The sequence below is a fragment of the Pseudoalteromonas sp. N1230-9 genome, assembly GCF_032716425.1.
GTDB lineage: Bacteria > Pseudomonadota > Gammaproteobacteria > Enterobacterales > Alteromonadaceae > Pseudoalteromonas.
In genome coordinates this window covers 871,476-892,712 of record NZ_CP090420.1, presented here as the reverse complement: position 1 = coordinate 892,712, position 21,237 = coordinate 871,476, and the positions used below count along the sequence as shown (strand labels likewise).

At 41.0% G+C, this 21,237-nt stretch carries 19 protein-coding genes; 12 read left to right on the top strand and 7 right to left on the bottom strand.

What is annotated here, in order from left to right:
- Positions 1-22: 22 nt before the first annotated feature.
- The 7 genes from LY624_RS21300 (at position 23) to LY624_RS21270 (ending at position 6,816) form a co-directional block, all read left to right on the top strand.
- The gene (locus LY624_RS21300; RefSeq protein WP_341804634.1) at positions 23-715 is read left to right on the top strand and encodes a hypothetical protein; all 693 of its coding nucleotides are present in this window, start codon (positions 23-25) and stop codon (positions 713-715) included.
- A gap of 9 nt (positions 716-724) precedes the next feature.
- On the top strand, positions 725-2,260 hold the full coding sequence (locus LY624_RS21295) for an AMP-binding protein (RefSeq protein WP_341804633.1): 1,536 nt from the start codon (positions 725-727) through the stop codon (positions 2,258-2,260).
- Positions 2,261-2,359: 99 nt separating this feature from the next.
- Positions 2,360-2,779, top strand: coding sequence for a DUF3429 domain-containing protein (locus tag LY624_RS21290; protein WP_237127335.1), 420 nt, complete (start codon positions 2,360-2,362; stop codon positions 2,777-2,779).
- A gap of 54 nt (positions 2,780-2,833) precedes the next feature.
- Positions 2,834-3,205: a hypothetical protein gene (locus LY624_RS21285; protein WP_237119087.1), complete on the top strand. Its 372-nt coding sequence runs from the start codon at positions 2,834-2,836 to the stop codon at positions 3,203-3,205.
- Between the two features lie 4 nt (positions 3,206-3,209).
- Positions 3,210-4,010 (top strand): class I SAM-dependent methyltransferase, encoded by an 801-nt coding sequence (locus LY624_RS21280; protein ID WP_341804632.1) that lies wholly within the window; start codon positions 3,210-3,212, stop codon positions 4,008-4,010.
- Positions 4,011-4,012: 2 nt separating this feature from the next.
- Entirely contained in the window at positions 4,013-5,005 is a 993-nt protein-coding gene (locus tag LY624_RS21275; protein WP_341804631.1) for a Gfo/Idh/MocA family protein, read from the top strand.
- A 134-nt stretch (positions 5,006-5,139) separates the two neighbouring features.
- Positions 5,140-6,816, top strand: a complete 1,677-nt coding sequence (locus LY624_RS21270; RefSeq protein ID WP_341804630.1) for a methyl-accepting chemotaxis protein — start codon at positions 5,140-5,142, stop codon at positions 6,814-6,816.
- A gap of 36 nt (positions 6,817-6,852) precedes the next feature.
- Here LY624_RS21270 and LY624_RS21265 read toward each other — a convergent pair whose 3' ends face one another.
- Positions 6,853-8,904 (bottom strand): TonB-dependent receptor, encoded by a 2,052-nt coding sequence (locus tag LY624_RS21265; protein ID WP_341804629.1) that lies wholly within the window; start codon positions 8,902-8,904, stop codon positions 6,853-6,855.
- Between the two features lie 404 nt (positions 8,905-9,308).
- Here LY624_RS21265 and LY624_RS21260 point away from each other — a divergent pair, with 404 nt between their 5' ends.
- The 3 genes from LY624_RS21260 (at position 9,309) to LY624_RS21250 (ending at position 12,170) form a co-directional block, all read left to right on the top strand.
- Positions 9,309-9,599 (top strand): hypothetical protein, encoded by a 291-nt coding sequence (locus tag LY624_RS21260; protein ID WP_130152392.1) that lies wholly within the window; start codon positions 9,309-9,311, stop codon positions 9,597-9,599.
- The gene (locus LY624_RS21255; protein WP_341804628.1) at positions 9,596-11,167 is read left to right on the top strand and encodes a PepSY-associated TM helix domain-containing protein; all 1,572 of its coding nucleotides are present in this window, start codon (positions 9,596-9,598) and stop codon (positions 11,165-11,167) included. Before LY624_RS21260 ends, LY624_RS21255 begins: the two co-directional genes overlap by 4 nt.
- 148 nt (positions 11,168-11,315) lie before the next feature.
- Positions 11,316-12,170 (top strand): EamA family transporter, encoded by an 855-nt coding sequence (locus LY624_RS21250; protein ID WP_062567584.1) that lies wholly within the window; start codon positions 11,316-11,318, stop codon positions 12,168-12,170.
- A gap of 75 nt (positions 12,171-12,245) precedes the next feature.
- Here LY624_RS21250 and LY624_RS21245 read toward each other — a convergent pair whose 3' ends face one another.
- A complete protein-coding gene (locus tag LY624_RS21245) occupies positions 12,246-14,222 on the bottom strand; it encodes a ligand-gated channel protein (protein ID WP_341804627.1) in 1,977 nt (658 codons plus the stop codon).
- Between the two features lie 119 nt (positions 14,223-14,341).
- On the opposite strand from LY624_RS21245, the gene LY624_RS21240 reads away from it, so the two are divergent.
- Complete coding sequence (locus tag LY624_RS21240; protein WP_341804626.1) at positions 14,342-15,247, top strand: LysR family transcriptional regulator; 906 nt, start codon at positions 14,342-14,344, stop codon at positions 15,245-15,247.
- A gap of 16 nt (positions 15,248-15,263) precedes the next feature.
- Here the strand turns inward: LY624_RS21240 and LY624_RS21235 are convergent, their stop codons facing one another.
- On the bottom strand, positions 15,264-15,881 hold the full coding sequence (locus LY624_RS21235) for a LysE family translocator (RefSeq protein ID WP_341804894.1): 618 nt from the start codon (positions 15,879-15,881) through the stop codon (positions 15,264-15,266).
- A gap of 105 nt (positions 15,882-15,986) precedes the next feature.
- Positions 15,987-16,745, bottom strand: coding sequence for an SDR family NAD(P)-dependent oxidoreductase (locus LY624_RS21230; protein ID WP_341804625.1), 759 nt, complete (start codon positions 16,743-16,745; stop codon positions 15,987-15,989).
- A gap of 110 nt (positions 16,746-16,855) precedes the next feature.
- Between LY624_RS21230 and LY624_RS21225 the strand changes: the two genes are divergently transcribed.
- A complete protein-coding gene (locus tag LY624_RS21225) occupies positions 16,856-17,764 on the top strand; it encodes a LysR family transcriptional regulator (protein ID WP_341804624.1) in 909 nt (302 codons plus the stop codon).
- Here the strand turns inward: LY624_RS21225 and LY624_RS21220 are convergent.
- From LY624_RS21220 to LY624_RS21210, 3 genes are all read right to left on the bottom strand, one after another.
- Positions 17,738-18,034: a YciI family protein gene (locus LY624_RS21220; RefSeq protein WP_341804623.1), complete on the bottom strand. Its 297-nt coding sequence runs from the start codon at positions 18,032-18,034 to the stop codon at positions 17,738-17,740. The genes LY624_RS21225 and LY624_RS21220 overlap by 27 nt on opposite strands.
- Positions 18,034-18,495, bottom strand: a complete 462-nt coding sequence (locus LY624_RS21215; RefSeq protein ID WP_130152402.1) for a nuclear transport factor 2 family protein — start codon at positions 18,493-18,495, stop codon at positions 18,034-18,036. The genes LY624_RS21220 and LY624_RS21215 overlap by 1 nt, the downstream gene beginning before the upstream one ends.
- Positions 18,496-18,769: 274 nt before the next feature.
- Complete coding sequence (locus LY624_RS21210) at positions 18,770-21,223, bottom strand: S9 family peptidase (protein ID WP_341804622.1); 2,454 nt, start codon at positions 21,221-21,223, stop codon at positions 18,770-18,772.
- Between the last annotated feature and the right edge of the window lie 14 nt (positions 21,224-21,237).

Below are 21,237 nucleotides of genomic sequence, written 5' to 3'. Positions count from 1 at the left end.
TTTGCTAATTAGTGGTCATGTAATGTTAAAAAGAGTGTTTATTACCGGCGCCAACAGTGGTGTTGGGTACGAATTAGCCAAACAATATATTCTTCGAGGTGACGATGTAGCTTTATTTGACTTGCACTTCAGCGAACAGACTAAACAACGCTTAACTAAACTTGCAGATTTTTGTCAGTATGTTGAATTTTTTGCAATACGAACCTGTGATATCGAAACATTACAGATCCAAGTAAACAATGCGATTGCTGCAATCGGCAAACCTGAATTAGCCATTGAGTGTTCATCTTTTTGTATTGAATCCAGTGAGCAATTAACTCAAAAACATAGTTTAGTCAGTCATCATTTTGCCACTGTGATCACCCCCTACCTTGAAATGAACAGTCATTTGGCATTAACAGCACCGATAACAGAACCCACCAAGTTTTCACTCAACCCAGCCCTTTTACTTCTAAGCAAAAAGCTACGACTCAAATTAAAACCAAGCAATATAAAAGTCAGCTTAGTGTGTACAAACAAAGCGCATAGCACAGATGTAAACTCAGCTAAAATCGCTAAGCACATGTTACACAGCTTAGATAAACAAAAATTAATGGTGATCCTAGGCTTACAATCTAAACTAACCTATATCATGAGCCGTTATTTACCGAATTGGATAATGGGTTCAATAATGGATCGCCTCATAAAACAACAACTAATAAGAACAACACGCTAAGGAATTCCCATGAACACACATGATAACCTCACGCAATTAATTGAGCATACGTGTCAAACTTATGCCGACCTTCCTGCCTACAATAGTGCGGGTAAAACTCTCACTTATGCTCAAGTAGAACAACAGTCTCGTTACTTCGCACAGTGGCTTCAACAACAAAGTGGCCTAGTTGCAGGGGATCGAATCGCCATTCAACTGCCTAATATTGTTGACTACCCTATTGTTACCTATGCTGCAATTCGTGCGGGTTTAATCGTAGTCAATACCAACCCACTTTATACCGCCCGTGAAATGCTGCATCAGTTTAATGATGCAGATATAAAAGCCATTGTTATTCTTGATGCTCTTACCGATAAATTAGCCACCATTATCAATGATACGTCGATCAAAACCGTTATTGTTGCAGCCGCGGTTGCTGAGCCAACATTGCAAGAGGGTCAATTTTCGTTAAATGAACTCATTCGCCAAGGTGAAAGACTCGCCCCTCTTAATGCTCATCAAGCAAGTCGCGATGATATTGCAGTTTTACAATACACAGGTGGTACCACAGGCATAGCAAAAGCTGCGATGCTAAGCCATGGCAATATTTTAGCCAATGCAGAGCAAATGAATGAACGCTTTGACGACATTTTAAAGCCAGGTCAAGAAACAGGCATTTGCCCGCTACCGCTTTATCATATTTACGCCTTTACTGTGAATATGGTTGGCCTATTTGCCATGGGGCAATTTAATGTACTGACTCCAAACCCTCGTGATTTAGATGCCTTAGTAAAGCAAATCGAACCATATGAAATTAATTACTTTTCAGGCATTAACACCCTATTTATTGGTTTGTGTATGCACCCAGGATTTAAGGCACTGAATTTTTCGAACCTAAAAATGACCGTCTCAGGCGGCGCAGCCCTCACCCATGCAGCTGCCGATGCGTGGATGAGCACCACAGGTTGTACAATCACAGAAGGCTATGGCTTATCAGAAACCTCGCCAGTTGCGACGTTAAACGACTTTAAAAAAGAAGAGATTGGCAGTATTGGCCGCACATTATCAAACACTACCGTTGAGATTTGGGATGAAAATGATGAACCTGTTGCTGACGGTGAGTCTGGCGAAATTGTTGTTAAAGGCCCACAGGTGATGATGGGTTACTGGCAACGCCAAGATGAAACCGATAAATGCATGAAACGTGGCTTTTTCAAAACCGGAGATATAGGCCTAAAATTGCCAAGTGGTAATTACAAAATTGTAGATCGTTTAAAAGACATGATTATTGTTTCTGGCTTTAACGTGTACCCCAACGAAGTTGAAAATGTACTGTGTCAGCACCCTGCCATCTGTGAAGCGGCCGTTATTGGAGCAAAAGATGAAAAAACTGGTGAGCGTGTATGCGCCTACATTACTTTGAAAGAGCATATAGACGAACAAAAGGTCACAGATTACTGCCGCGAAAACTTAAGTGCTTATAAAGTGCCTAAATCAATCATTTTTATGGAGGAGCTGCCTAAGTCAACGGTAGGCAAAATTTTACGTCGTGAGTTACGCCAATAACAAAGCGATCGTTTTAGCCGCGTAACTGGTATAAAATAGTTAAAAGATAAAAGCATACCGTTAGGTATGCTTTTTAATTTAAGCGGTTTTAAGGTCATTATGGAAAAGTTTATTAATCACATTCAACTCGGTTACTTAGGTTTACTGCCGTTTTTAGGCTGCGTAGGCTGGCCACTCATAGCAGGGAGTAATGCTGTCAACTTAGACTTTTTCACTTATTATAGCATTGCTATTTTAGCCTTTATGGCTGGTAACTTATGGCATGCTGGCCAACAGACGCATGCTGATGCCATTAAAGCCATTATCCCTATCTTACCGATTGGCTTTTTAAGCTTTTTACCAGCAACTTGGACACTGGCTTGGCTCGCTGCGAGTTTTTGGTTAGTGCTTTTATTCGAAAAAAGCTCACCGCAGTGGCAAACGTATCATGTTGATTACCAAAAGATGCGATTCGTTTTAACCTCAGTGGTATTTGTATGCCATATATTTGTGATTGGCATGAGCATCTATCCTGAGTAGCCCTTTTCTTGCGTTTGCGGTAACATCCGCGGCTCAGATTTTTAAGGACTTGCTATGATAGATCAACTACGCGCCAAGCTAGACCACCTCGGCGAAAATTACGTTGAAAAAGGTGCTCACTTCAAAATTAAAGTGATCCCATTTTTTTGTGCGATTCACATCAAAAAAGACCACAAAAACCAAGGTTCTTTAAAGCTGTATTCAAATCAGCTAATTGAAATATTTTTAGCAACCATGTTTTTGCTATTCGGATTAATGCTTTTTGATACAGATGCAGGCTTTACGCATGGCCCTATTCATATCGTTATTGCCGTTTTGATTAGTTTTAACTTAATCTTTAAGCAAATTGCCATTGAAGGTTTAAAAACTCGCTTAGCACTTTGCCCTGAAATTACAGTTGAAACACCGCCAGAACAAGGCAAATAACAGCATGTATTTAGACCCGAGTTGGCGCATATTAACGGTTGGCGATGGTGATTTATCATTTTCGCATGCTTTAGCAAGTCATTTAAAACCCAAAAAGCTTGTTGCTTCGACCTATGATGATGCAAATACCATAGAACAAAAATATGCCGACAATGCACTTAGCGCCTTGCAACAACTCAATATACAAACACTTACCGAGTTTGATGTAACAAAACCTGAATCGTGGCAGCGCTTAGGAGATGCTCGTTTCGATGTGGTAATTTTTCAATTTCCACTCATTCCAGCTTTTGTAGGTGAAGCTGCATTTAAAGCAAATACAAAACTCGGTGGTATGAATGTGTTAAACCGTGCTTTGTTGCATCGCTACTTAGACTACGCTAGTCAATTTGCATTAAATAAAAACGGCCCAATGCTGTGTTACATCACCTCTAAAGATGTAAAACCCTATCGCGAATGGAATATTGAAGGCAGCTTAAATCAAGGGCTTAATTGTCAATACTTGGGGCAAATGCCATTTGATATTAACCTGTTCCCTGGCTATAAAATTCGCAATGTTGACCGCGATAAGCACGTTAAAGACACCAGTGGCATTACCTACGTCTTTAGCGAAAAAACGAACAGCGAGATTACCTCTAAGCTGACTTTACCCGCTTATTTAGGTGATAAACACTGTGCATTATGCCGCGTTGGTCCTTATATGGCACAAGAAGATGAAGACAAACATTTGTTAAGCAAAAAACATAAGCAAATGGAAAAATTTGAACAGGATTGGCAAGCATGGCTTGCACAAAACAACGAGGAGTAACCATGAACTTTGTGATTGTCGGTACCAATTTTATAAGCGACACGCTACTAAGTGCAGCCAAACAAATTGAACAATTCTCCTTATATGGCGTGTGCTCTCGAGAGCAGCAAACAGGCGAAGCTTTTCTTGTAAAGCACGACATGGCTGACGCTAAAGTGTTCACTAATATTGAACAAGTTTGCCAAGACCCATTAGTCGATGCCCTCTACATTGCCGCACCAAATAGCCTACACAAACACTACGCTGTCATGTGTTTAGAAGCCGGTAAACATGTTTTAGGTGAGAAGCCTTCGGCTGCTAATAGCAAAGAGCTTGCGGCAATCATTCAAGCGGCAAAAACCCATCAACGCCTATACATGGAAGCGATGATGACCACGCATTTACCAAACTTTGCACGCTTAAAAAATGCCCTCACAAAAATTGGCACACCGCGTAAATATATTGGTCAATATAGTCAATACTCATCACGTTACGATAAATATAAAAATGGCGAGCGGCCAAATACTTTCTTGCCAGAATTTGCTAATGGTGCACTGGTCGATTTAGGTATTTATCCGCTTTATATTTTACTCGCTTTATGGGGCGCGCCTCAGAGTGTAAAAGCCAGCGGTGTGTTGCTTGAAACAGGTGTTGATGGCGCTGGCGATGTGTTATTGAATTACGCCGATAAACAAGCGGTGATCAGCTACTCTAAAATCTCGCAAGGTGATAATTTTACTGAAATTCAAGGTGAAAAAGGCCGTATTCGTATCGAAGCAGTATCACTATTAAAACGTATGCAGTTTATTGGTAATGATGGCACGGTTGAGGAACTCTCAGAGCCATTTGATGAGCACTTTATGCGCCATGAAGTAAGCCACTTTATTAATGCAGTAAAAGCAGGGCAGATTGAGTCGAGTGTCAACACACATACTTTATCAAAACAGGTTATGGCTGTGCTTGATGAAGCAAGAGCTCAATTAGGTGTTGTCTACCCTGCTGATAAATATAGCTAAACTTTCGTTTAGACTCTACAGCCTTAAATAATCATTAAGTTTGAAATTATTTTTTCTTGCTGTGATTATATTTACTCTCATTATTTTTGCACTATGGTTAATAATAACTGTTGTAAATTAATGAGAGTTTACCTTTGTCCATTAGGTATTTATTAAGAGCTGTTTTTGCAGCAACGATTACTCTAGCAGCTGGATTATTAATCATTATCCTAATGCTAAAGTCTGGCCTATCTGACAGCCAACAGGCTGCACAACAACGATATGAATTGAGTCACCTCGCTAAATTATCGTCGTCTAACTCTATCAAATTAACGGAACTTGCTAGGCAATATGTTGTTACTCTACAGAGCAAGTATAAGCAACAATACTTTGAACTAGTTGGACAAATCCAAGGGGATATTGCTTGGCTCAATGGCGAAAAGAAAAGCTATTTAGCAAGGCTACAAGCCTATAATGTCGATAAGTCTGATTTAGCATTACTCGCAGAGTCAAACGAGCTTTCCTTGAAATTAGTCGAAACAGAAGAGCAGGCATTCGCCCTAGTAGATCACCTGGTAGGGCAAGGTCCACATGTAATAAGTGGGAAAGACAAAAGCCAATGGATTGACGCTATCGTATTACTTACCGATGAAAATTACATGACTGAAGTGGGCAAAATCCAGCAACCTGTTAGTGAATTTTTGTCTTCTATAGAGCGCAAAAGTGCCGAACAAGTGACACAAAACAATGATAAGGTTTCAACATTCAGTATTATCAGTATTGCTTTTGTTATTGCAATTATATGCACTTTAATACTTTGCTATATTCAGCTAGAGAAAAAAGTGATTAAGGCAACACAAGGGCTGATTACTGAAGCAAACCGAATTTCACAAGGCGATTTATCACGCTACATTGACCATGTCAGTAACGACGAAATTGGTAAGCTTGCTGCCAGCTTTAACTTAATGGTTGATAAACTTTCAAGCCTTTTAAAAGAGATTAATAGTCTTTCTGATCAAGCACAGATTTCAGCAGCTAACCTCGATAGCGTATCTCAGCAAGCAAAAATACTTAATGATAGACAAAGCCAAGCTATCGAAGTTATATCTAGCTCCGTTTATGAAAACTCCACAGCTGTGAAAGAAGTATCGCAGAACTGTGCAGAAGCAGCGCAAAGTGCAACAGCTGCCAATAACAAAACGCAAGAAGGCTTAACCATTGTCGATAAAGGGATCAAATCTGTAGAGTCCGTTGCCGCCACACTCAATCAATCATTGAATGACCTCAATAACTTAGAGTCATCAGTCAAAGAAGTGACCGTTATTTTGAGTGTGATCAGTAACATTGCAGAACAAACTAATTTATTAGCCCTTAATGCTGCTATCGAAGCTGCTAGAGCCGGCGAACAAGGTAGAGGCTTTGCCGTTGTGGCTGATGAAGTGCGCACACTGGCGAGCCGAACTCAAAGCTCGACGCTTGAGATTCAAGATAAAATTGATTCGCTGCAAACCGCGAGTAATGCCGTAACAAATCGCATACGCTCAAGCGATTCACAGATCAAAGAAGCTGTTGTTAACTCTGAAAATGTGGGGCTTATGCTAGAAGAAATAAGTACCCAAGCTCATTCAATTTCAGATGCAAACTTAACAATAGCGTCGGCTTCTGAGCAGCAATCTCAAGTCACTGAAGATATTGCTCAGCGTTTGAATGATGTTCAAGAAACAAGTAAAGAAGCTCAAATGCAAACTGAAAAAATTTCTGTTTCATCAAGTGAGCTTTCTAAGCTAGCCAGTAGCTTAAATGCACAAATAAACCGTTTCAAATTAAACTAGTCACCCAATGAGACTGGCTGACTAGTTTAATACCGTTTAAAATCTATAGGTAACTGAAGCCCCTAAAGTTTGTGGGTTCACAACACCCACATAACCTTGCGGGTAACGACCACTGGCAGGCTCTCTTGCTGTGTACTCTTGCTCATCGAATGCATTATTAATAAATGCACTAATCAACCATTGCTCAGTATCGTAAGTAATCGTTAAACGAGTAAGGGTATAATCGCCCGCAACGCGCTCTTCTGTGTTTGTTAAGTCACCATAAAACTCATCAACATAATTAGCGCTCAAATTAACTTTTAGGCTATCTGTTAACCAGTGCGATAGACCTAAGCTTGCTGTTAATTCAGGAGCTGAGTTAAGGTCATTATCCACAGCTTCAGGAAATGCTGACGATTCATCGATTTTAGTTTTTAATAATCCTAAACCACCATGTAATTGCCATTGTTCGCCCAACATACTGTATGCTTCAAGCTCTAAGCCGTAGCTGTGTGCATCTTCAATATTAGTAATTCTTCGTGCTGCGCTCAGTGCCTGATAACCGTTAAAGTTGTTATAAAACACATTAGCACTAATATTTAGATCGCCATTATTTAAGACACTACGAGAGCCGATTTCATAGGTGTTTACCGTCTCTTCATCGTAGTAGTAATAATCTTCAGCAGTAAAGTCTAATGCGCCACCACCGGCGTTGTAACCTCTGCGAGCACTTGCAAATAACGTTGTTTCTTCGGTAATTTTGTATTGCAGCGCAAGCTTAGGTAAACGTAGAGTATGCGAGTCATCTAATTGCTCAACAAGCATGTCACCGCGAAATGCCATATTGAAGTTACGTACTTGTTCTTCACGCTCAATACGCAGCCCTGCTGTTAAAGTAAGTTGGCTATTCAAGTTAAAGCTTGATTCACCGTAAATTGCCGTTGATTTGCTGCTATCATCACCGAAGTAATAAGTAGCCCCTACACTCTCAAAATCTTGATCACGGTCAAAATAAGCAAGCCCGACAAAACCTGAATAAAAATCACTATTTAAGCCAAAGTTTAATTTAGTATCTAGGGTTACATTTGATTCATCCATCGATACATCTGATTCAGCACTTTGCTGCGGCTCATAGGCATCAAATGCCCATTTGTAATCCATATAGGCAACGAGCACATCCAGCGAGAAGTTTTCATTAATTTTGTAGTCAACATTGACCTGTGTTGTATCTGATTCAGTATCCAGAATACGTTGAAATAGCGGTATATAATCGGTTGGCTCAACAGCTTCAAAGTATTTACGTCCAGCGTTACCCTCTTCGTTGTATGTTGAATAGGTTAATTGTACAGATAAATCCTCAAATGGGGTATAAAGGAGCTTGGCACGCGTGCTACTAGTATCCAGCTTGTTTAGTTCTTGATCTGTTGGGTTTGTGTCGTACACTGGTGGGTTAGAGAAAGTCTCACCATCAATATATTGCGTTGATAAGCGAAATGCTAACACATCTTCAACGAGTGCCCCCGATATAACCGCCGCCGTATCAAAATAGTTATCTTGATTACGATAACCAACGCGCACTGCTCCCTCAAATTCTTGCGTTGGTGCTTTAGTTTTCATGTATACCGCACCTGCAATACTATTTCGGCCATTGCTTGTAGATTGCGGGCCTCGGTATACTTCGATCTGCTCCATATCCCAAAGACCAGTATCGCCCGTAAGGTCTGCAACAAAGGGCTGGCTTACCCCATCAATTAATGTTGAGACACGCGCTTTCGAACCACCACTAAATGAGTTAAAACCTGTTGCACCACCATTGCCAGACACACCCCGCATATCCGGTACTGCGCCAGTTAACACAACCACATTAGCCATCTCTGAAAGTGCTTCTGATATAGATGCAAGCTGACCATTTTCAATTAATGACGTATCAACAACAGCAACTGATGACATGGTTTCTTTCAATGATTTTTCAGTTTTTTCACCGGTGACAACAATCGTATCCATCGATTTTCGATTACTTTCGTCATCAGCTAATACGGCTGTATTAGTAACAAGTAATAAAGCTGCAATCACAGCTGATAGTGAGTTTAATTTAAATGCAGTGGCCAATTTTCTTTCCCCAAAAAGAGATTATTAGTATTTATGAATGTTTGAGCTAATAGAAAAGCGCGAAAAAATCTAGCACAACGAAAACACTATTGCAATTGAGTTTAGTTATCATTTAGAATTATAAAAAATAACTACAACTAACTACCTATGTTTTTTACTTTATCAACCTTACTGCTTGCATTAGCGGTGGGGATATTTTATTGCACTCGAAAGCAGCAACGCTTATTAATAAAACCTTTGAACAAACGTTTTCGAGGGGTCGCTGTAAGCTTAGTAATCACCGCTATTATTTTGACCTCTCAACAGTTTTCAAACTCCGCAACTGTATTTTTAGTCATTTTTACACTGATGATAATGTTAATGCTGATCCCACTTCTAAGCTTGTTCTATAAAAAGGATAATTCATGACTCGCTCTCAAAAATATCAGCCGACATGGCTAGGTAAGACCTTCGCAGGCGCACTACTAGGATTAGCGCTTGCTTTTATACTTATCGCTTTTTTTGCGTGGTATGGTCCAGGCGGGATTGATGCGCGCGATAAAGTACAGTTCAACATGTGGATGATTCCTCCCTTGTGGTTATCTATTTTTAGTTTCACTTACTTATTTAATTCTGCAAAACAGGCATGGCTACTTTTAGGTGGGTTAACTGTACTGCTTTACACAGGCTTTTTTATGCTAAGAGGTGGGCTATGAAAGTAAGGTCTGATATTTTACGTACCTATCAAGGCGTACATACTTGGACAGGGATCATCGCAGGTTTAGTGCTATTTATTGGCTTTTATGCAGGCAGCTTAACCATGTTCAAGCATGAAATCCAACAATGGGCAGCTCCTCTACAAGCTTCTAAAGTTACGGTTGAGAACTATGATTACCAACCTTTAGTGGATGCTGCAATAGCTGAAAAACCAGCGCAACTGGCAAAAGGATTTAGTCTCGATTTACATACTGAAAATGCGCCTCTTTCTTGGTATGTAAAAGGTGGTCCACGTGGTATGCACCTAGATAATGAGCTACAAACAGCTTATTTAAGCGCAAAGGGACAGCTCACAATAGAACAACAAACAGAGAACAAACTTGCTGATTTAGTGGACTATTTACATCGCACTGCAGGCATTGCAGGCGAAATTGGTCATGATCAGTCAGGGGTTTATGTGTTGGGCATCGCTTCTGTCTTGTACTTTTTGGCGCTTGTCTCTGGCGTAATTATTTTACTGCCTACCTTAGTGAAAACATTTTTTGCGCTTCGTAAAGAAAAAGGCCCAAGCCGCTTTTGGCTCGATAGTCATAATCTAATTGGCATTGCCAGCTTACCTTTTCATTTAGTGATTGCATTTACTGTTGTGGTGTTTGCTTTTCACGATTTTATTTATGGTGGTCTTGCTCAATTTTATGGCGATAAGCCTTTATTTGAACGCACTCCCCCAGCAGCACAAAGCTATCATATTAAAGATTTACCACGTATAAATGAGCAAATTTTAGCTGCTAAAAACTATGCACCAGGCTATACCCCGATTCATGTCCGCTACAGCAACCTAAATTCAGCCACTCCATCAGCTGTATTTATGATGAGTAATGAACAAGCCGTCGTGCGCGGTCCAGAAACTGATTACTTGTTTATGAATCCATATACTTTAGAAGTGATAAACTCTAGCTACCCGCAAGGTGATGAAAGTATTTGGGGCAATATGGTCGCCAGTATATTTTCTTTACACTTTGGCACCTACGGTGGTGAATGGGGACGCTGGGGCTACTTTATGATGGGCCTACTGGGCGCATTTTTATTCTATTCTGGTAACTTACTATGGATTGATAAACGTTTTAAAAAAGACCCGACTAAACGCAGTACTTTATTCATGGCAAAGCTTACGATTGGTGTGTGTTTGGGCTCGATGCTTGCTGTCGTAAGCACCTTGATCACCGCCAAATGGCTGCCCAGCATCGTTGCTAATACTAATTACGGCACATTAATATGTTATTACGCGGTATTTTTTGCATTTGTTGGATTCACCTTTGTAAAAGGCACAAGCAGAGCAACTGCAATGGGCTTATATTTACTTGCAGCCTTATGCGCAACCATGGTTATTTCTAGTTTTGTAAAATTGCTGACAACCCATAATGGCTTTGCTCTGTATTCAAGTTATTTAGTGGATGCTGTCGCTATTATTTTCAGCGTTATTTTCTTTGCACTTGCTAAGCGAAACCAGCGCAAAGCAGAGCCTGACAGGATCATGCCAAGCTTCAATAAACTAAGCCAAGCTTAAGCTAGCACTTAGCTGGGGTAGTAAAGGAATTTACTACCCTGTTCACATTACTAATAACTAAATTCATTTAACGAAAAACATTTCTTAAAACTAAAAACATCAGTAGAATCGCGGCAAATTCTAGCTTAAAAATTTCATAAGGACAGTGATGCCGCGCACTATACCACCGTTTCTAATTGCTGTTATTTGCGTTCTTCTAGCCATGGTTACAATTCAATCAGGCGCTTCTGTTGCTAAGCAATTATTCCCTTTGATTGGCCCTGAGGGCACAACCGCTTTACGCCTTGGTTTTTCTGCCGCCATTTTATGTTTAATTTTTAAACCTTGGCGTGCCTTTCCTCCTGTTGGCCAAAGAATGCCAGTCATTGTTTACGGGCTGAGCTTAGGCGGTATGAATATTCTGTTTTATTACGCCATAGAGCGTATTCCTTTGGGTATTGGTGTCGCGCTGGAGTTTACTGGCCCACTTGCAGTTGCCCTACTTTCATCACGAAAAAAGCGCGACCTTTTCTGGGTTGCCTGTGCGATTGCTGGCATTATTTTGTTACTACCTGATATGAAAGGCGAAGACAGTTTAGATCCTGTAGGTGTTATATTGGCATTAGCTGCCGGTGCTTGTTGGGCGTTTTATATTTTGTTTGGCAAAAAGACCGGTAACCAAGGCTCTGGCGGTATGACTGTAGCAATGGGTATGAGTGTAGCTGCTATTGTGTTAGTACCTTATGGTGCAGCGTCACAAGGTATGGCCTTATTAAGCTGGGAAGTTCTGCCATTAGGTATTTTAGTTGCCGTTATGTCGAGCGCATTGCCCTATACCCTTGAGATGGTAGCACTGAGAAATATGCCAGCCCAAGGCTTTAGTATTATGATGAGTTTAGAACCTGCCATAGCGGCACTCGCCGGATTTATAATCTTAAGTGAATTTTTAAGCATATGGCAATGGCTTGCTATTTTACTTGTGATAACAGCATCAGTGGGCAGTTCAATGTCCTCTAAAGAGTAAATTTTAAGTCTCAAAAAACATGTAAAGTACATTCTATGAGTGTAGCCAAGAGCCACACTCATAGACTTTTAGTTTTTAAAAGCTCAACCCAAGTGATACCCAATAACGTCGACCATCTTCAACATAGCCGTATTCATCTTCAGTGATTTCTTTATCAAATAGATTATAAACACCAAAACCTAACTTAATGCTGCGGCTTAAATCATAGTTACCACCAATATCAGCCAAGGTGTAATCTGGCGCAATTAGGCTGCTTTGTGATGGCCCTGTTGTAGGCTGGCTTTCTTCACCACGGTAATGAACGCGTAACCATGTGCCTAGCTTATCAACCGGACGCCAATTTACTGAGGTTTGGACAATATGCTTAGGTAATTGGTTAAGTGGACTGCCCTTATATTCACCGGTTTTTTGCTCAGAATCTGTGTAAGTGTAATTTGCACTTACATCAAGCTCACTGGTAATGTCGTAAGATACAGATAACTCAAAGCCTTGCGTGACGGCTTCATCCACATTGACATAGGTCGTCGGCATTGAACCAAACTGGTTTGGTCCATCGGTACACTGTGTTAATGGGCATGAAATACGGGTAATTTTGTCATCAAATTCGTTGTAGAATATTGTGCTCGAAAGAGTTAAATCACGATTTGCATCATAATAAATACCCATTTCATAGTTTACTGACTTTTCAGGGTTCAAATCAGGGTTACCGTAAATGTTACCGCCACGGCTCACTTGCCCCCAAGCTGCGGTAGATTGACGAATATTCGGCGCTCTAAAGCCTGTTGAAATCCCCCCTTTAAGTGTTATCGCTTTTGATACAGTGTATACACCATATAATCGAGGACTAAAGTGGCCTGCAAAGTTACCATCATGATCGTAACGAAGCCCTGTTGTTAGCTTGAAACGCTTAGTTGCACTCCATTCATCTTCAGCAAACACCGACCATTGCTCATTCTCCACATGGGTTAAATCACTAATGCGGTTACTGGTGTAATCGTCTAGCTCTTCTTTTAAATACGATGCACCAAATGCAGCGTTATGATTGGTAAAAGGTAAAGTCCAGCTTGTTTGTGCATCCGTATTTTCAACATACATTTCACGAGAAGTATTATCGAATTTATCGTATTTTATGTAACTGCGTGATGAGCCAAAATCATAAAAGCCATTATGACTCAATGAATAGGTCTCTTGCTCATATTCAGTTGTTGATGATTCAGGGCAACCATTGCGCCCACAACTTTCGCCCTCGGCTAAAGGAGCAACCGTTTTACCCAATGTTTCATCGAGCTTTTGTCGTGCGCCGCCTATCTCAAGCATCACTTCGTGACTATCTGATGGGGTTAAAATAAACTTCGCTTTTAAGTTACTTTGCTCTTTGCCACGAAAGCCTGCTTCAAAATCGTCTTCATCACGCTTTGAAAATTGACCCGATAGCTGCATACCTAATAACTCAGGAATTAAACCACCCGCAGTAAAGAAACTGCCTTGATTGATATTACCCGACTCACTTGACTCTTGAATAGTGCTGTCTAAACGCAGTTCGCCATACCATTTTTCTGGTGTTTTGCGAGTAATAATATTGATAACCCCACCAATTGCATCTGAGCCATATAATGACGACATAGGACCGCGGATAACTTCGATACGTTCAATCGCCGAAATAGGTGGAGTCCACGCCCCTTCAACACCTGGGCCATCACTGTTTGGGCGGGTTTCGCGTGAGGTTTGGCGTTGACCATCAATTAAAATTAAGGTGTATTGGTTTGCCATACCACGTAGGCTAATGTCCTTTCGGTCCCCGCCGCCTGTTACAACAACACCTGGCACGTCAGTCATGGCATCTGTTAAGTCACGATAAAAGCGTTTTTCTAGTTGTTCACGATCAATCACACTAATACTCGCAGGCGCTTCTTTAAGCATTTGCTCATAGCCAGATGCTGATACCACGATTACTTCCATATCTTGTTTTTTATCATCTGCATTTGCGTAGCTAGACAATCCAGCTAACACTGCTGCGCTAAGTGGTAAAAGCGTAGAAACTACCCTCGACATAATAATACTCCGTGACATTTGTTTTATAAATGATAATAATTAGCGTTTGCGATATTAATGAGAAGTCCCTATTTCTACAATTTACGATTTCTTAAAACTGAATTAAGAAGGCCTGAACAATGAACTCAAAACTAGTTAAAACATTACGAGTATTTTCTCGAACAGTTGAAACAGGCAATATGAGCAGTGCCGCAACAGAGCTGGCAATGACCACATCTGCGGTAAGCCAACACATCAAACATTTAGAACAAGAGGTTGGGTTAAGTTTATTTAATCGAAGCCCAAGAGAATTGACCCTAACAGAAGCTGGGCATGTGTATTATCAAAGCTGTTTGAAAATGCTCACACTGGCAGAACATGCCAGTAGTCAATTGCAAAATTTGCAAAGAAATCCAAGTGGGGAGCTAAAACTGGTTGCGCCGGTAGGTTTTGGCAGTGGTTTATTGAGTGAGCCGTTAAAACAGCTGATCCATCAATTTGATGATTTAAGCATTCAGCTTGTTTTAACAGATGAACCCGTCGATATGATCAAATCTGGTGCTGATTTGGCCATTGCAATCGGCCCTTTAACAGACTCTAATTTAGTGGCTCGTAAACTCGCAACATGGCCACTTAAATTATGCGCCCATAAAGATCACCCGCTCAGCAAAATTCAGCACGCAACATGGAATGATCTTGAATGCCATGCCAGAGTTTCCCATATCAGCGCCGACAGTAATGCATTCAATGCACTTACCCTTGACAGTAAACCATTACCTAAGGCAAAAATTATCGTCAATAATATGCAAGGTCTTACCAAGCTAGTGTGTGATGGCGTGGGTTATGGTGTACTGCCTGAGCCTGAAGTGAGAAGTTTATTAAAAAGCAAAGAGCTTATAGAAATTGCTCCTGAGTGGTCTTTACCTGACTACACTGTGTACGCAGTTACACCCGCTAGAGATAGCCTTGCAGCGAAAACAAAAACAGCAATCGAGACACTAAAACAATGCTTTAATCTCGTAACCAACGATAAAGAGCTCATTTAATTAGAAAAGTGTATGGTTAGCCCAAAGCTAACCATACACCAACAGCCATCATCAAAGCACCCGCAATACGGTTCAACCACTTAACGTTATCCCCTTTATCTAAAAACACCCGCAAGCTCTGACCACCTGTGGCATAAATAAGCATGCAAATAAACTCACTAAGCATAATAATACTCAGCAATATAGCTAACTGAGGCGCCACGGCGGCATCAACATTAATGAAAGGGGGCAAGAGTGATATCATAAATGCCCACCCCTTAGGATTCGCTATCGCAGTAATAAACCCTTGCGAGAATAATTGGCTTCGCGCTATTTTCTGCTCAGCCTCGTTGCCAAGTTTAAAGCTTGTTTTTGCGCGCCACATATTGATGCCAAGGTAAATAAGATAGGCCCCTCCTAAGTATTTTAAAACAGCAAATAACTCAGGGTAGTTAAGCATTATACTGGCAACTCCAATCACTGCAGCAATAGCAACCACTGCAACACCGAGCACTTCACCTACCATCATCCAAAGAGTACGTCTAACGCCTACACTCATACCGAGTGTCATGGCAAGTGTCATACACATTCCTGGCGTAATAGAAACAAAGAAAAAGGTCGGAATAAAAACCGCGAGTACTGCCAAATCGAGCATAAATGCAATCACATGTTCGTTGCTTAAAAAGAGAAGGCGATTAAATCACATTCATTTCAATAAGCAAACAAACACGCGATCACTGACATCACACTCGCTTGAGGATTATAAAAACATGCCACCCGATGCTTCAATACGCTGTCCAGTGACCCAACGATTTTCATCGCCGAGTAACTGCGCAATCATAGGACCGATATCATCCGCTTGACCAACTCGCCCCATAGCGGTAAATGAACTTACTAATTGCGCAACATCTTCATTATCACGCACAACACCACCCCCAAAGTCAGTTGCAATTGCGCCAGGTGCAACGACATTCACCGCAATATTTCGCCCTGCAAGTTCTTTTGCCATGTATTTGGTCATGACCTCAACAGCCCCTTTCATGGTGGCGTAAGCTGCCTTACCTGGTAAAGCAAACCGTGTCAGCCCTGAAGATAAGTTAATAATGCGCCCGCCACCGCTTATCATCTCATGCAGTGTTTGCGTTAAGAAAAACACTCCTTTTACATGTACATTCATCAAATTATCAAACATGGCTTCGCTGGTATCAGCAAACGCACTGTCACTACCATGACCTGCATTATTGATTAAATAATCAAACCGAGATGTTTGCCATTGTGTTTTTAAAATGTTTTCAAGTGATTGTTTAAATTCAGCAAAACCTAAAATATCGCTAACATCAAGTTGCATAGCGACTGCTTTTGCCCCCAGCGCTGCGACTTCCTCTACGACTTGTTGCGCTTCATCTTTATGGCTTCGATAAGTAAACACACAATCAATATTCTTACGTGCCAAACTTAATACCGTATTTTTACCTAAACCGCGATTACCACCTGTGATCACTGCAATTTTGTTGCTCATCGTTGTTACCTTTTTGCTTTGAAGTAATTTTGAGCAACCAGTATATTTACACTGCAAAACTAGATAAACCATGTAAAATTGAAATAACTGTTCGTAAATAGCAAACAATCATGAATGAACTTAATGCTATGAAAACCTTTGTTCAGGTAGCTGAGCTAAAAAACTTTTCAGCTGCAGCACTTGCACTGAGCATGCCTAAGTCGTCTGTCTCGCAGTTAGTTAAACAACTCGAAGATACGCTAGGTGCTCGGCTCCTAAACCGCACAACAAGGCGGGTTACACTCACCAACGAAGGCACTGTTTTTTATCAGCGATGTAAAGATATGCTTGCTGATATAGACGAACTACAAACTCTATTTCATAAAAATGACGAAGCGTTATCAGGGCGTCTTAGAGTAGATATGCCACAACCAATTAGTCGGCGTTTAGTACTGCCGAATCTAGAGCATTTTTTATCTGCACACCCACAATTAGAGATTGAACTGAGTAGTTCAGACAGGCGTGTGAACTTAATTGAAGAAGGGTTTGATTGTGTAGTGCGAGTCGGTAATTTAGAAGACTCATCGCTGATCGCTAAAAGAATTGGCCACTGCCCGATGATCAACTGTGTAAGCCCAAGTTATATTAAACAGTATGGCAACATCACTAAACTGGCTGATTTAGACGAGCACTACATTGTTCGCTATAGCCAAACACTCGGTCAACTTGACCCAGGCTTTGAATACCAAGATACACAAGGCGATTGGCAAATTCTAGCCATGAAATCGCAGCTCACAGTTAACAATACGGATGCCTATAGAGCAGCGTGTTTAGCAGGGCTTGGCCTTATTCAAGTGCCACGCCATGGAGTTATCGATGAGCTTAGCCGAGGTGAGCTCGTGCAAGTCTTACCTGACTATAACTTGCCGCCCATGCCAATTAATATCGTCTACCCAAATCGACGTCATTTACCAAGGCGTACTCGGGTGTTTATTGATTGGTTAAGCGAGCAATTACAACCTGTTATCGAGCAAAAATGATAAGCGTTCATCAGCTTTAGATAGCGCTAACTCAATGATTTCAGGTTTAACTACATTTTCGATTACAAAAGGATCTTCAGCGACAATTTCTTCGATCTCCTGCTTGGAAACATCGACTGCAATAAGGCCGCCGCCTGCGTTAGGCTGTAAGCTTCCAGATAACACAAAGATGCCTTTATCGAACCCCGACTGGAGCCATTTTTTATGGCTCTCCATGAAATCTTTAGCTTGAGATTTATTATCTGAGAACGTTAGTTGAATTATAAACATTACTCATGATACTTACGAATTACCGCAACTTTATCATCTTCTAGTTCAAGCACTTCCATCATTGTTTGAGAATATTCAATCGGCTGTTTACTTTGTGGATGTACACCTTTTGCATAATTTTTGTATCGAATCGCAATGGCTGATTTGTTAAAAACAAATACGTCTAATAACGTCGCTTCATATTCGGTATGTGCTCCCAAGTAAAAAGTCATCCCCTTTCTCATCGACTCTTTGCCATCAGGTAATCTAGAATCATCAACAACATAAGGTAAATGGGAATGCCCAATATCGTCTGTTAGTAAAGACAGGTATTTTTCTAACTCAACACTAGATGCATTAGGAGACTGAGTAGCTGTCATAAGCTTGAAATATGTTTGTGCGAATTTTTCCAAATCTAACTCTTTAGAAGCTAAAGAAAAAGAAGAGGTTAATAATAAGGTAAGCAATAAAATATTTTTCATTAAAACTCCATTTTCTAAATAAACTTAATATCAAGCCAATGGGCTTTTTCCATATTTAGCTCAATTTAATCTTAATACCTTTAACAACTAATTATTAATAACAGAAAATCTTACCTCTATCTACAGCAAATAAATGGCAAATTGATATTTGGCTAATGTAGTAACAAAAACAACTCATTAAATCGATTTCTTTACTTTGAAAGAAACTTTACAACCATAAATACAAAAATCCCCGCTTCGAGGGCGGGGATTTTTAATATAAACATTTAACTAATTACTGAGTGACACTTTCAGCGGCAGCTGGCTCTGCAGGCTCTTCTTCACTTAGTAAGTATTTATCAAGCCATTGCTCTTGCTCCCAAAGCACATGCAATAGGCTCTTACGAGCGCGATAGCCATGAGCCTCATACGGCAGCATCACTAAGCGGGCTTCTTTACCAAGGCCTTTTAATGCCGCGTACATACGCTCGCTTTGCATCGGGAATGTACCTGAATTTGGATCTTCTTGACCGTGGATCATTAACATTGGCTCATTGATTTTCTCAGCATGGAAAAACGGTGACATAGCCGCATACACATCTTGGGCTTGCCAAAAATCACGCTCCTCACCTTGGAAACCAAATGGCGTTAAGGTGCGGTTATAAGCGCCACTGCGAGCAATACCTGTCTTGAATAAATCACTATGAGCTAATAAGTTTGCCACCATAAAGGCACCATATGAGTGACCAGCTATAGCAATGTTATCTTTATCTGCGATGCCCCTTTCAACTAACACATCAACCGCAGCTTTAGCACTTGCCACCAGCTGTTTACGAAATAAATCATTCGGCTCTTTGCCATCAACACCCACAATTGGCATTTTCGGGTCGTCAAATACCGCAATCCCTTTTGCAAGATAAGGCATTGGCCCCCAATAACCAATATAGGTAAATTGATAAGGAGACTCACGTACCTGTGAAGCAACCGCTTTATCTTTATATTCAAGTGGGTAAGCCCACATTAACACAGGTAATGTGCCTTGGGTTTTATCATAGTCTGGTGGCAGGTATAAGGTACCACTTAGCTCAACACCATCATCACGCTGATAACGAATAAGCTCTTTTGTGACCCCTTTAAACTCAGGGTAAGGATGCTCAAACGTCGTTAGTTGTGTCAGTGTATCGTCGTCTAAATCACGGATAAAAAAGTTAGGTTGCTCGGTTTTAGATTCTCTAATGGTAATGAGTCGTTCACCTTCATCATCCAGCATCGCACGAATACGTTCATAATAAGGTGCAGCCGATTGCCAAATACGCGTTTTTGAGTTTGTTTTTACATCATAACGATCTAAGAATGGGATATTCCCCTGTTCAGATGCCCCATTACCACGTAGGAAAACATAACGCCCGCCAACGACTTTTATAACACTTACACCGAGATCGTTTCGCTCATAAATGGGTTTACCTGGATCCTTATAAGCATCGTTATAGCTGCGCTCTGAAAATAACACGCGATTTTGATCAGCATTGCGCGGCTGAATAACGTATGTGCGTAACTGCCTATCACTAAAGCGCCATTCAGATAACAGTGCAACATTATTATTGCCCCACTCTATTGAATCAAAGCGACGTTCGACTTTAGCAAATAATTTTGGGTCACGTTTAAACGGTGCACGCAAGCTATAAAGATAGTCATGATGAGGCACGTCTGTTTTCATATCGCCGCCATCTTGCGCCTGTGCCCAAATAACTTCTGCACCTTGATCTGCACGCCATTGAAACTCACGAGGACCAGTACGAACACTGTCATAACCTTGTGGGATGTTGTCTGCTAGCGGCTGCTTAGCGAGCTCAGCTAACGTATACCCTCGCATACCCCATATTTGCCATGTGGCTGCAAACCGGCTGTAAGGAACTTGATATGAGAATGGCTCATCAATCATGCCTACTAAAATATTGGTTGAATCAGGTGAGACTGAAAATGATTTAATTAAGCCTGGTTGGCCAATCGGCTGTGCCTGACCACTAAGCGGAATATAGGTAAGTTGGCTTTGTCCATAAAACTTAAATTGCGCCTCATCAAATGGGCTACTAAGTAAATTTTGATACGTACGCGCAGGGGCTTTTTCACCGCTACTTTGTTGAATAACGGGCACTGCCCCCGTTGTGTCATTCGAAAGGCGTGCTTTGCCTAAATTAACGGCTGCATTAGCAACCAACGCGCTGCTATCTGGTAGCCAACTATAGGGCGAACGAGTAAGCACTGAGTTTAAAGCGGTGTCACTTAACTGCCTTGCTTGTTTAGTACTGACATTATAAACCCATAAGTTTGCAGCAGACGCTTGTTCTACAACGAACGCTAAATACTGGCTATCGCTAGACCAACTTGGCGCGCGAATAATGCCTTGAGGTAACCCCGTTACCTCTATTTCGGTGCCTGTTTCAACATGCTTTAGAACGATATTTGTAAATTTTGTTCGCTCTCGAGAACGTGAGAAATTAGCAGGGTTAAGTTTTATACCCGCTAACTTAAGCTCTTCTTTTGACAGGTCTTGTAATGTTTCAATGCGTTTTCTATCGAATAACGCCAACCACTGACCATCATTTGATAGGTAGCTACTGGGCGCTAACTTGGCATCAACAACAGCCGCAAGAGCTGGTGACGGAGTTTGGTATCCTTCGTTGGCGAAACTGGAGGCACTAACGGATACGCCAATAACTAGCGCAAAAAGCAATTTAAATGCTTTCATATCGGTTCCTTTTT